This is a genomic window from Chryseobacterium cheonjiense (genome assembly GCF_012927265.1).
GTDB lineage: Bacteria > Bacteroidota > Bacteroidia > Flavobacteriales > Weeksellaceae > Chryseobacterium > Chryseobacterium cheonjiense.
This window is the reverse complement of sequence record NZ_JABBGF010000001.1, coordinates 1991112-2003997: the sequence shown is the minus strand read 5'-3', so window position 1 is coordinate 2003997 and position 12886 is coordinate 1991112. Positions and strand designations below refer to the sequence as shown.

At 36.0% G+C, this 12886-nt stretch carries 9 protein-coding genes; 5 read left to right on the top strand and 4 right to left on the bottom strand.

The genetic code is table 11. From position 1 onward, the window contains the following. Positions 1-72: 72 nt before the first annotated feature. The 4 genes from HHL20_RS19540 to HHL20_RS09065 all read left to right on the top strand — a co-directional run bounded on the left by HHL20_RS19540 (position 73) and on the right by HHL20_RS09065 (position 3084). Positions 73-375, top strand: coding sequence for a hypothetical protein (locus tag HHL20_RS19540; protein ID WP_228463146.1), 303 nt, complete (start codon positions 73-75; stop codon positions 373-375). Then, the gene (locus HHL20_RS09075; protein ID WP_228463144.1) at positions 372-1139 is read left to right on the top strand and encodes a hypothetical protein; all 768 of its coding nucleotides are present in this window, start codon (positions 372-374) and stop codon (positions 1137-1139) included. The genes HHL20_RS19540 and HHL20_RS09075 overlap by 4 nt, the downstream gene beginning before the upstream one ends. Before the next feature lie 146 nt (positions 1140-1285). After that, on the top strand, positions 1286-2233 hold the full coding sequence (locus HHL20_RS09070) for a helix-turn-helix domain-containing protein (protein ID WP_169230812.1): 948 nt from the start codon (positions 1286-1288) through the stop codon (positions 2231-2233). An 86-nt stretch (positions 2234-2319) separates the two neighbouring features. After that, on the top strand, positions 2320-3084 hold the full coding sequence (locus tag HHL20_RS09065) for an SDR family NAD(P)-dependent oxidoreductase (RefSeq protein WP_169230811.1): 765 nt from the start codon (positions 2320-2322) through the stop codon (positions 3082-3084). Positions 3085-3258: 174 nt separating this feature from the next. Here HHL20_RS09065 and HHL20_RS09060 read toward each other — a convergent pair whose 3' ends face one another. From HHL20_RS09060 to HHL20_RS09045, 4 genes are all read right to left on the bottom strand, one after another. Further along, positions 3259-4407 carry a methionine aminotransferase gene (locus HHL20_RS09060; RefSeq protein ID WP_169230810.1) on the bottom strand — a complete coding sequence of 383 codons (1149 nt, stop codon included), beginning with the start codon at positions 4405-4407 and terminating at the stop codon, positions 3259-3261. 203 nt (positions 4408-4610) lie between these two features. After that, positions 4611-6830: a T9SS type A sorting domain-containing protein gene (locus HHL20_RS09055; protein ID WP_169230809.1), complete on the bottom strand. Its 2220-nt coding sequence runs from the start codon at positions 6828-6830 to the stop codon at positions 4611-4613. 132 nt (positions 6831-6962) lie between these two features. Further along, positions 6963-7700 carry a LytR/AlgR family response regulator transcription factor gene (locus HHL20_RS09050; RefSeq protein ID WP_169230808.1) on the bottom strand — a complete coding sequence of 246 codons (738 nt, stop codon included), beginning with the start codon at positions 7698-7700 and terminating at the stop codon, positions 6963-6965. Further along, entirely contained in the window at positions 7678-10545 is a 2868-nt protein-coding gene (locus HHL20_RS09045) for a sensor histidine kinase (protein ID WP_169230807.1), read from the bottom strand. The genes HHL20_RS09050 and HHL20_RS09045 overlap by 23 nt, the downstream gene beginning before the upstream one ends. 449 nt (positions 10546-10994) lie before the next feature. Here HHL20_RS09045 and HHL20_RS09040 point away from each other — a divergent pair, with 449 nt between their 5' ends. Next, positions 10995-12866, top strand: a complete 1872-nt coding sequence (locus HHL20_RS09040) for a DNA topoisomerase IV subunit B (protein WP_169230806.1) — start codon at positions 10995-10997, stop codon at positions 12864-12866. Positions 12867-12886: the final 20 nt, after the last annotated feature.

Genomic DNA, 12886 nt, shown 5'->3' with positions numbered 1-12886 from the left:
TAGTTATTATATAAAAACGCTTCCAATCTATTTTGGGAGCGTTTTTTGCATTCATGTCCGAAACTTTTAAGTATGAAAATTTTATATTTCCCTGCGCTTATACCGCTTATTTCCTGTTCGTCAACGATTGAAAAAAATTGTTTTGAATCCGAAAAAGAAAAATCTGAATATGTTGAGCAAAGGTCTTTTACTGTAAAAGAAATCCTGACTAAAAAACCTTCTTATTTAGAGATTGTAGATTTAAAAAACTTTAGGAGTTTTAAAGAAGACAGCTTGTACGCTCATGAATACAAGTGGAAGAATTATGATGAGATTATGAAACAAAAAGAAACTGAATTTAAAGATTTTAAGCATGCTTTTCATAATAAGTTATGATCTACAAACAGCAAAATGTTGGAAATACAAAATATGCTTTAGGCAGAAATGATCTGGGATACTGGTTGTTGAAAATAGCTGATCGCAAACCTTCTGCTTATTTCTTGGGTTTAAGTTTCAGTCATTACTATTTCAATGAAATTCAGAATCAGCCACTTATTAAAGATGGAGTGCTAAAGGTAGAAGGAAGTCTGGTACAGATTGTTAAAGTTCCCAGGCATGATGATTATTCGGCGATTGCTGATGGCAAAATGTTCAAAGTTAATCTCAGAGAATTAATGAAGGATACGGATCAGGATGGATACAATGATATTTTTGAGAAATGCTTTGGTCTGAACCCTGATGATAAAGATTCTGATGGGGACGGAGTTAATGATTTTACTGACATAAATCCTATGTATAGATCAGAAAAAAATAAATTCACCGAATTGTACGAAATGCTGCTTCCGACGTATGCAGGAGCTCCTGACTTCAAAAAAGATCCTTATCATTTTGAAGTTTTTAAAACAAATTGCGATTATTTTCATCAGATTAATCCCGAAGAGTATAAGGTTTTATTTATCCCCGAAAACGAAGACAAACAGAGTTATTATGTAAGGTTTACAGATGTCTGCGATTTCGGGATTTCCAAAATCAGAAAAAATAAAGAATTTCCGGAGCGATTTTATATTAACAAATGGGACAGCAGATCTTCTACCGATTATGCAGCCGAATACAGAAACGGGAAATGGGAGCTTGAAATGATCGGAGGGATTGTCATTTAATCAAATCTTTTAAGATATTCTTTTGAAGGCCTTTTATAAGATAGCTTTATGTCTTTAACAGAATATTGCTTAATAGTTTGTGGTTAAATTACAAAAGTTTAAACAAGCTTAATATTTCGTACATTTGAATTATACAAATTTTAGGTATGGAGAAAACAGCACATACTTCCTATGCATCACTGGACGATTTTTACCGTGAGATGACTTCCAAATTGGGAACGGATATCGAAAGCATATTCCCGAAAGGACTGCACAAAGAGATCGGACATTTCAATGTTTTTGATATTGCACAGACCATCGAAAAGGTGAAGCTTACTTCAGAGATGCCCTACAACAGGAGAAAATATTATAAGATAAGCCTGATAAGAGGAAGAAACAGAGCCGAATATGCAGACAAGGTCATTCAGATTAAAAATAATGCATTGTTGTTTGCTACTCCGAAAGTTCCGTACCACTGGATTCCCGAAGATACCAACCAGTCGGGGAGCTTCTGTGTGTTTACCGAAGATTTTTTAATCAAAGACAAATCATACAATACCCTTGAAGACCTGCCGATCTTCCAGCCCGGAAATATTCCGTTATTTGAAATTGATGATGAATTGGCAGACGAAATTGAGCAGCTGTACCGGAAGATCAAAAAAGAAATAGATTCGGATTATATTTTTAAATATGATCTGATCCGGAATTACGTGCTGGAGCTTATTCACTACGGACAAAAGCTGCAGCCGGCTTCAAAATTATCGACCTCGAATGATGCTTCTTTACGCGTTGTTTCTCTCTTTATCGAATTGCTTGAGAGACAGTTTCCCATTGAATCCTCTGACCAGAGATTGCAGCTGAAGACCGCAAAAGACTACGCCGACAGGTTAGCCGTCCATGTGAATTATTTAAATAAAAAATTAAAGGAAAGCACTGGGAAAACCACTACGGAAATCATTGCAGAAAGAATTGTGCAGGAAGCCAAGATTTTGTTAAAACAGACGAAATGGAACATTTCCGAGATTTCCTACGCTTTGGGATTTGAAGAGATTGCTCATTTTTCCAATTTCTTTAAAAAGAAAACTTCACTGGCACCGATGGAATTTCGTATGTGATTTGAATTTTGCAAATTTCAGTTTGATTAAAGCAAACTATAACGGTCTGAAATTTCTGAACTTTGTTTCATCAAAAAAATAAAATAATGGAAGCAAGAACAAAAATTGCAGTAATTACCGGCGGAAGCCGTGGTCTGGGAAGAAACTCAGCCCTTAAAATCGCCCAGAAAGGTCTTGATGTGATCATTACCTATAACAGTAACAAAGAAGAAGCTGATAAAGTAGTAAGTGAAATTCAGGCATTAGGAAGAAAAGCCATTGCGTATCAGCTCAATACAAAAGAAACGGGAAGCTTCGATGCTTTTGTAAAAACGGTAGGAGATCATCTTGAAGAAAATACAGGAAGCAGAAATATCGATTTTCTGATCAATAATGCCGGAACAGCACTGTACGCACCTATTCCTGATGTTACCGAAGAGCAGCTGGATGATGTGGTTGATATTCACTTCAAAGGCGTATTTTTCCTGACTCAGAAGTTTTTACCTTACATGAATGATAATGGAGGAATCATCAATATTTCTTCAGGTTTGGCGAGATTTGCATTGCCGGGATCTTCAATATACGGTTCCATTAAAGCCGGAGTGGAGATGTTAACAAAATATATGGCGAAAGAATTAGGGCCAAGAAGAATTAAAGTTAATGTTGTAGCTCCCGGAGCTATAGAAACAGATTTCGGAGGAGGAAGAACAAGGGATGATGAGCATATCAATGCAATGGTTGCCGGAAATACGGCTTTAGGAAGAGCAGGACTTCCTGATGATATCGGTGGAGTGGTAGCTTTCCTTTGTACGGAAGATGCCGGATGGATCAACGGGCAGAGAATCGAAGCCTCCGGCGGAATGTTTTTATAAATTAAAATCCGGCGGCTTCAAGGACCTCAGCCGCCGGATTTTAATGAGTAACCCAGGTTTTCAGTGCTGGATTTATTAATAATCGAAATTCTCAGTACTGGATTTTTTTGGTGATTGAGGTTCGAGAAATCACCAACAAACGGTGGCTGAGGCTCTCGAAGCCACCTTTTTTATTTATATTTTCGACAAATTTTCGATTGCTTTTTCCAATGTTTCCTGCTTTTTCGCAAAGCATACACGGATCACGTTTTCATTCAGCCTGTTTTTATAAAAAGATGAAAACGGAACGGAGGCTACTTTATGGGTAATCGTAAGTTCGCGGGCAAAATCAATATCACTTTTATCAGAAAGCTTATTATATTTTAAAGCCTGGAAATACGTTCCCTCACAATCTAACAGTTCGAAAGCCGTACCGGCAAGGCCCTGTCTCAGAAAGTCCCGTTTTTCCTGGAAAAAAGCGCTTAATCCGTTGTAGTGGTCAGGGTTTTTCATATATTCTGCCAAAGCAAGCTGAATAGGACTGTTCACGGAAAACACATTGAACTGATGAACCTTTCTGAATTCTGCAGTCAGATTTTCGGGAGCGGCGCAATAGCCTGTTTTCCATCCTGTTACATGAAACAGCTTTCCGAAGGAGGCTGCTAATAAACTTCGTTCTTTCAGTTCGGGATAGGCACAGATGCTGATATGCTGTCGCCCGTCAAAAACAATATTTTCATATACCTCATCGCTTAAAATAAGAATGGAAGTATTTTCAACGATTTTGATCAGTTCCTGAAAGTCATTTTCCTTCAAAACCTTTCCTGAAGGATTATTCGGGTTGTTGAGGATGATCATTTTTGTTTTTTCTGTCACCAGATTCTTTACAGCATTCCAGTCGATTTCATACTCCGGAGCTTTCATTTCAAAACGCCTGACAATTCCTCCAAACAGCTCAACCGTAGGTTCATAGCAATCATAGGCAGGTTCGAAGACAATGACTTCGTCATCTTTTTTTATAAAGCTTGCAATAGCGGTAAAAATAGCCTGCGTTCCTCCTGCAGTTATGGTAATTTCCAGATCAGGATGGTAGACAGCCTTATGAGAATTTTCAATTTTTTTCGCAATTTCTTCCTTTAGAGCCATCATTCCGCCCATTGGTGCGTATTGATTAAATCCTTTCCTGATAAAATGGTCAACGTAACCGAGTAATTCAGGATCCGGCATAAAATCCGGGAATCCCTGGGAAAGATTGATCGCCTCATTCTCATTCGACAGCTGCGTCATCTGGCTGAAAATCGATGTTCCGACATCGGAAAGTTTAGATAAAGGAAGTTGTATCATTAAAACTGTTTTTTACTTACCGAATTTAATTCATTTTTTCTCCATATCGAAATGTAGAGGGTAATAATATTGTTTTGATGATCCATGCTTTAGAAATGAGGGTGATTTTTGTATTATGACTTAATAATTCCTGAACTGATTATAAAGAAAAAGCCCGTAACTTTATAAGCTGCGGACTTTGGTAAACTTAAATTTATGATTGATTATTTTTTAATTAAATTAATAAGCCTGTTTTCGGAAGAACTGTGAATGATAACTCTGTAGATTCCCGTATTAAGATCTGAGGTATCAATTTTTACTGATTGTCTGCCTTTATCCAGCTTTTCTGAACTTATAACTGTTTTTGCTGTTTTCCCAAATGTATCAAGAATGTCTATGCTTACTTCTGTATTCTGAATTAATGTAAAATCAAGAGTCGTTATATCAAATGTAGGATTTGGATAAAGCTTCATTTCCTCCCCGAATACAGATGCAGCTTCCGGTGCAGTATCTACAGGCTCATCGGAAGAATTACCATAAATTTCCTCACCTTCTTCCTGTTGCGGTGCATTTATGGAAAGCAGAAAATTACAAACGCTTCCAAATTCTTCATCAGGGGATTCGGTTAAATGCTGAGTGACTGAATAGTGATAATTGTTTACAACATCAGTAGGAGTCGGCAGGGAGAAATATAACTGAATAGCTCTGTGCTCTCCCGTTTCCAGCAAAATATTGTTTAGTCTGGCAATTGAAGAGTTTGTGACAAGTAATTCATGATGATCCCAATTTGAGATTTCTATTCCATTGGCACTTGACCCGCCATTTACCCATTTATCCCACAATATATCGTCTAGTATAAGGTTAAATCTGCCTCCAATGCTGTTAAAAGGATTACCTGTAATCATCTGTTCTGCTATTTGCACATCAACTTTTTTAGGCTCAAGCCCTGGATTGTTAACAAATATGGTTCCCGGGAAACCTTCTCCCGACTTCAGGGCTATGGTCTCGGTGTTATAGGTTACGACATTATTGTTGTTTTTAATATTATTCCTGAAAGGATGCAATTGGGGATTATTACTGACATCAGTAGCATATTCTCCAAACATGGGGTCGTTGCTGTCTACAATTCTTCCTAAGAAACAGATCATTGGGTTCTTTATAATATCGGCTTTGCCATATTTTGCGGGATCTATGGGACGCCATTGTGCGTCAATAATGTATTCTTCACCCGGCTGCAATACTGGAATGGGGAAGCCTTTTCCGGGTACATAAGCCTGAGCATTAGGGTTAAACTGATTGCTGGCTCCTTTTAATTCGCCACCTGCCACTACACAGTTATTATTGGAAGGGTTTACAATACATTTTGATCCGTCCCATGCGTTGAGAGCTGAAGAAGAGGAAGGCGATACGGGTGATGTATTCGTATCCCATGTTTCTCCGGTGGCGCCCATAGTCCAGTAAAGTTTTGCATAACTTGGCTGAGAAGGACTTAAACCAATATTACGTACCCTGAATCTCATGACATTGTATTTTTTAGAATCACTTGAGTATCCAGGGTTTTCATTGGTAATGCTAAGTCCGTTTTTTGTAGTACGGTTCCAAATGTCCCTGCCGGACCAGATGTCATCATTAGGTGCAATAGGAAAATATGGTTCAGCACCCACATCACCGTCATTGTCGAAAGCTGCAAGATTGTAGTTTCCTGAAGGGGTAGTTGTAGTATCTGCAGGTCCAATTATTAAGTTATCTGCAAAAATACATTGCATGTAATATGATAGACCTCCATTTGGTATAATGTCTGATACAGAAAATGTCTTTAGTCTTAAATGTACCTCATCATATTTTCCAGACTCATTATTAGATATATTAAAAGAGTTTCCATATTCCTTCCAAGGCTGCGTGCCATTATTTTTAGGAATATAAAACTCGCTAATCAACTTTTCCTGACCGGTAGCTTTCTGTACTAAAACGACCTGCAGAGTGTGTTTATCATGTGGAACATAGGGTATATTAGGATATCCAATTGCAGCCAAAGAAATTTTATATCTTCCAGCAGCCATGGTACCTGTTGTAAATTTTCCGATAGCGGTACATTCTTCAACACCAGTTAAGTAATGTGTTAATTTAAGCCATACTGCTTTTTCTCCGTAAGGTGTGGTCATGTTATTTGGAAATTGTGCATGAGAACAGCCTGCATTATTTTTACTGACACGTCCAGTGCCATATGGATAATACGAAGCGGGTTTTACGGTTCCTGTCCAATCATTTACAGGCCCTCGAGCCAAATCACATGATCCTAATCCCAAAGAACTATTTGGATCACACAACATAGGTCCATCCTCAAAACTCGGATTTTTTACAATGTTTTGTGCATGGGTAAGATTATTCATTAATAGCGGAAGCAAAAATGATAATGTTTTAATAGAAATTAATTTTGTTTTCATAGTAATATAATTAATAATTACGTTACAAGATTACATACAAGTTCAATTTCTATCAACCAGAAACGAGTAACTGTTCCTAATTCATGAGTAAGTGATTAATGTAATTAAAAAAGAGTGAATTAAACCCACTCTTTATTCTATATATTGTATTCTTTGCAGGAAATATGTTTTTTTTCTTACAGAAACATCCAGCACAGAATTGTCTGTCATTATAACCTGGCCTCCTTTTCCTTTTATATACTCTTTCATGTGTTTCAGGTTAATAAGATGTTTATGATGCACCCTGAAGAACCCGTGATTGAAAAACTGATCTTCAAAATCCTGTAACGTCTTGGATACTACTATTTTTGTTTTATCGCATAAATAAAAAACAGTGTAGTTGGAATCTGCCTCACACCGTATAATATCCGAAATGTTTATTCTTTTAAAGCCCTGTAATGTGGGTAAGTTTACTTTAGACATATCCGTATCTCCGGAACCGGAATAAGGCTTTTTGTTTTTCCGGATATTTTCCAGTGCTTTATTTACGGAAATTACAAAATCCATTTTTTTAATTGGTTTCAGCAGGTAATCGGTAGCACTGTTTTTAATGGCCTGAATAGCAAAATTTTCATAAGCTGTGATGAAAATAATCTGTGATGAAATATTTTGAAACTTTGAAAGCAGTTCAAATGCCGTCCCATCTGTAAGCTGAATATCTAAAAATAAAATATCAGGCGTATTTCTGGTAAGATGAATGTATGCATCATCTATATTTCCGGTTTGGAATGTTACCGTCAATTCGGGAAATTCGTTTTTAAGCAGTAAAGCGATATAGTCTCTGCCGTCCGGTTCGTCATCAATAATATTAACTTGTAATCTGGTTTTCATATGGCGTTATATATAATTTAATTTCTGTACCCTGTGTTTGTTTTTTTTCTGAAAGATTATTGATCTCTAAAATAATATTTGTATTAAATAATTGCTTAAAGGTATCTATTCTTTTTTGTGATAGTTTAACCCCAAAAGAATTTTCCTTTCCGGTAAGTTCATATTTATCAGGAAACCCTGTCCCATTATCTTTAATAGTAATGCAAAGGGCCGGATGTTTATAATTAAAAGTAACTTCTATACTTCCTTTTCTGTTTTTCAAACCAGAAATGCCGTGCTTTATGGCATTTTCTACAAAAGGTTGTACAAGAAGGGAAGGTATATGCCAGCCCGGATCAATTTCTTCTGAAACAATAATCTTATAGTCAAACTGTTCTTTAAGACGAAGTTTCTCCATGTTCAGGTAAATAGAAAGGTATTCCACCTCTTCATTTATAGACATGAAAGCATGTTCAGAATATTGAAGCGTCTTCCTGATCATCTGGGAAAAAATATTCAGATAATTTTCAGTTTCCTCATAGTCTTTCTTATACAATAGAAATTGTATGGAATTAAGACAGTTGTAAATGAAATGAGGATTGATCTGAGCTTTAATTGCCTGAAGTTCTAGTTCGGCAATTTTCTTTTCATATAAGATATTTTTAAGCTTTTTATTCCGCAGCTTCTGAATATATGCGTTTACAATTACTACCAATACAGCAATGATGAGTATAATAACGAATATTGTGAACCATAAGGTTTGCCAGAACTGAGGCTTTATTTCAAACGGCAATTCCGTATATATGTAAGAACGTTTGCCGTTATATCCTAAACCGTATACTTTGAAAATATATTTACCAGGCGGTAGAGAATTGAGAATAATTTTGGAAGAATTACTGATCTGCCATGATTTACTTAAACCTTCCACTTTATATTTATAGCTAATTTTTCCCTGAGAAGCATAATCTAAAAAACTAAGCTTGAAAATAACATCGTTATTGGGGAAAATATCTGAAATTTTCTGCCGCAGGTTAAAATATTCTTTTCCTCCTATAATAACTGAATTGATAATGACTTTTTTATTGATGTACTTTTGTTGTATCATCATGTTTTTAATGGAAAAAATGCCTAATCCTTTAGATGTTGCAGCATACAAAGTATCTCCTCTTATGACGCACCCTGCTACCTTATCAGAAGGTAAACCGTCTATTCTGGTAAAAATACTTATTTTAGGTTCGTTTTTTTTAAGCTCAACCCTCATTAGCCCCGCATTGCTGCTTGCCCAGAATACATGGTCATTTTCAATGTCTGTTTTTTTAATCTGGTTGCTTATTAAGCCGTTTTTGCTTGTGATTTGTTGCAACACTTTATGGTTATTAAATAATATAATGCCGTGCAGGTTTGTAGCACCCAGGTATAAATTTTCTTTCAGCTTCTTTAAATCGGTAAAATAATAGTCTTTTAAAAATAATTTTTTTTGTTTAGTTTTTGTGTTCAACTTATATAAATCTTTTAGGTAGCCCACAAACAGGCTGTCAGGAGTATAAGGTAATGCAGTGTAATTTCTTTCATTAAGAAGAGTATCAGAAATTTTGCGATCTTTGTAATTGTAGGAAAACAATCCGGAATGGCTGCTTATAAGTACTTCGTTATTTCCGTAAGACACCACATTCTTAAAACCGATCTTAAGAGGAACTGCTTTAAAGTTTGATAGATTCATCTGAAATGCTTCCTGATTTTGCCCGAAAATAGCAATGTCATTATTGGCATAGATGGCTCTGTGTTCTATTTTTTTTGAAGAATTGAAAGAAAACTCTCTGGACCCTTTGCTGAAAGAATAAGATGCCCCGTTAGAACTATTATAACCAAGCAGTATAGAATTTGAGTTTGATGCAATTGCAGTAATATAGGAGTTATTGTTGATGGGAAAATTGATGTAAGAAGTGAAAAATTTCTGGGAAAGAAAAAATATTCCGTCATTTTTTGAAGAAAACCATATATTTTTGTCCTTATCTACCAAAACACCATTAATTAGATATTCTTTAAGGAAATGATAAGGCTTTTTCATAGGAGAAGAATCTGAAATTGCCTGATCAAAGTAAAGAATTCCCCCATTAAGCAGTGATACCCAAAGCCTGTCATAATCATCTACATATATTCCATATATTGTGTCTGGATCTTTTAATGTTATCGATTTTAATTTTTTAAACGAACCTGATGCTCTATAATAAAATGAAATTTTTTTACCATTTAAAGTCGTAATGAGTATATTGTTTTTCATTACAATTGCGCATTCATCCTTATTGGCATCGATTTTAAAATCTTTTTTCTTTTTTGTAAGAATATTGTATGAAATAATTTTACCCGGCATGCTCTGTAAAAATAAAGTATGAGAGTCGAAATCATAATGAAATCCTTTATACACTTTCAAACCGGTATCCAGAGAAGTTGTTTTAATTTTCCGGTCTTTATATCGATAAATATTTTTCGGATTATCATGAGCAAAAAACATGATCTCATCTCTTTTTTTATCATTAAAAAATATGGGAAATACAGAAGGGAACTGCATTTTATTCAGTTCGGGATCTGTATTGGTATTATGGATGACGCCATTTTTAAGATAAGCGAAATCATTTAAAAATGGAATGATAAAAACTTCTCCATTCGACAAAGGGGTAAGCCCTAATATCTCAATATTTTTTAATCCTTTACTGTAATTTTTGAACTCTACGCCATCAAATCTGAAAAATCCGTTATCGCTTCCAATCCATATAAATCCGTTTTTATCCTGAGATAAAGTATAATTATAAGAACAATACAGGCCATTCTCCTCATTGTAATTGATTAGTCCGGGAATTTGCGACATGTATTCTGATGAAACCAGTAGTATAAAAAATACGGTTACACGCTTTATCTTCATCAGAAAATGCGCGTAAATATTATGGTTGATTTTGTGATTATAATGCACTATATCTTATCAGATAACACACTATTGAAAGCGTGATATTGTCATTTTAGGAATTAAATTGGTAAATCCTTTGCATTGTAAGCAAATTACTTTCAATATAAATTATACTCACCGTTAATAAAAATATATAATTTTTCATCAGATATGGGTATTGCTGGTTAATAAATATTAGATATTTTATGATGTAATAATAAAATTTATTAATAAAAGTGTATTTTATTTAATTATTAACATGTAAATATATGATTTCATTGTTAATAACGCAATATTTTTTTTAAAAAATAGAATAAAAATCTTCGGATATTTTTGTTCAATTTCGTATTTTTGTATGTTTGCTGAAATTACATATGTCACAAGAGATAAATCCAATCTATTCCGAAGATAACATCAGAACCCTCGATTGGCAGGAACACATCCGTTTGCGCCCCGGAATGTACATCGGGAAGCTGGGAGACGGTTCTTCTGCCGATGATGGTATATACATTTTACTGAAAGAAATTCTGGACAACTCCATCGATGAGTTCAGGATGAAATCAGGTAAAAGAATCGAAATAAAAGTAGACGATGGCAAGGTTACCATCCGTGATTTCGGGCGGGGAATTCCGCTCGGAAAAGTAGTGGATGCTGTTTCTAAAATGAATACAGGAGGGAAGTACGACAGTAAGGCCTTCAAGAAATCCGTAGGTCTGAATGGTGTCGGTACAAAAGCGGTAAACGCGCTTTCCGAATATTTCCGCGTTCGTTCGTTCCGGGACGGAAGATTGAAAATGGCCGAGTTTTCCAAAGGAATGATTACGGAAAATTATGATGAAAAGGACACGTCCGACCGAAACGGAACCGAGATCTCGTTTATTCCGGACGGTGATATTTTCCTGAATTTCAAGTTTAGAAAAGAGTATATCGAAAGAATGCTCCGCAATTATGCTTATCTTAATCCGGGACTTAAAATATTTTTTAACGGCGAAACTTTTTACTCCGAAAACGGACTGAAAGATTTGCTGGAAGAAGAGCTGGAAAATGAAACCCTGTATCCGATCGTTCATCTGAAGGACAGTGATATCGAAGTGGCGATCACCCATACCGACAAATCTCAGACAGAAACATATTTCTCCTTCGTTAATGGGCAGAACACCACGCAGGGAGGAACCCACCTCAATGCTTTCCGTGAAGCGTATGTAAAAACCATCCGTGAGTTTTTCAATAAAAATTTTGATGCTTCCGACGTCAGAAAGTCCATCGTGGCAGCTATTTCCATCAATGTGGAAGAGCCTGTTTTTGAATCCCAGACCAAAACAAAGCTGGGTTCTAATGACATCGGACCGAACGGACCGACCGTAAGAACTTTTGTAATTGATTTCCTGAAGAGTAAATTAGATAACTTTTTACATAAAAATCCTGAAGTAGCAGAGGCTATTCAAAGGAAAATTTTAATTTCAGAAAGAGAACGAAAAGAACTTTCAGGAATCCAGAAGCTGGCCAGAGAACGGGCTAAGAAAGTGTCTCTTCACAATAAGAAGCTTCGTGACTGCAGACAGCATTACAACGATCAGAAAAACGAAAGAAAAGGGGAAACCCAGATCTTCATTACAGAAGGGGATTCTGCATCGGGATCTATTACCAAATCAAGGGATGTAGAAACACAGGCGGTATTTTCATTAAAAGGGAAGCCGTTGAACTGTTACGGACTGACCAAGAAAGTAGTGTATGAAAATGAAGAGTTCAATTTGCTGCAGGCCGCCCTTAATATTGAAGAAAGTCTGGAAGATTTAAGATACAATCAGGTGATTATTGCAACTGATGCTGATGTTGACGGAATGCACATCCGACTTCTGATGATCACGTTCTTCCTTCAGTTTTTCCCGGATCTTATTAAAAACGGACACCTTTACATTCTTCAGACCCCATTATTCAGGGTAAGAAATAAAAAAGAAACAAGGTACTGTTATTCTGAAGCAGAAAGACTAAAAGCGCTGAGCGAACTTGGAAAGAATCCTGAAATCACCCGATTTAAAGGTCTTGGAGAAATCTCACCGGATGAATTCAAACATTTTATCGGGAAAGACATTCGCCTGGAACCCGTTGTTGTAGGAAAAGATCAGACCATCGATCAGCTCCTGGAATTTTATATGGGTAAAAATACACCGGACAGACAGGTTTTTATTTTGGAAAACCTTGTGGTAGAAGATCCGGATATAGATAAAAAAGAAGTATTGAGTTGATATAGTGCAGATGAAAAAAT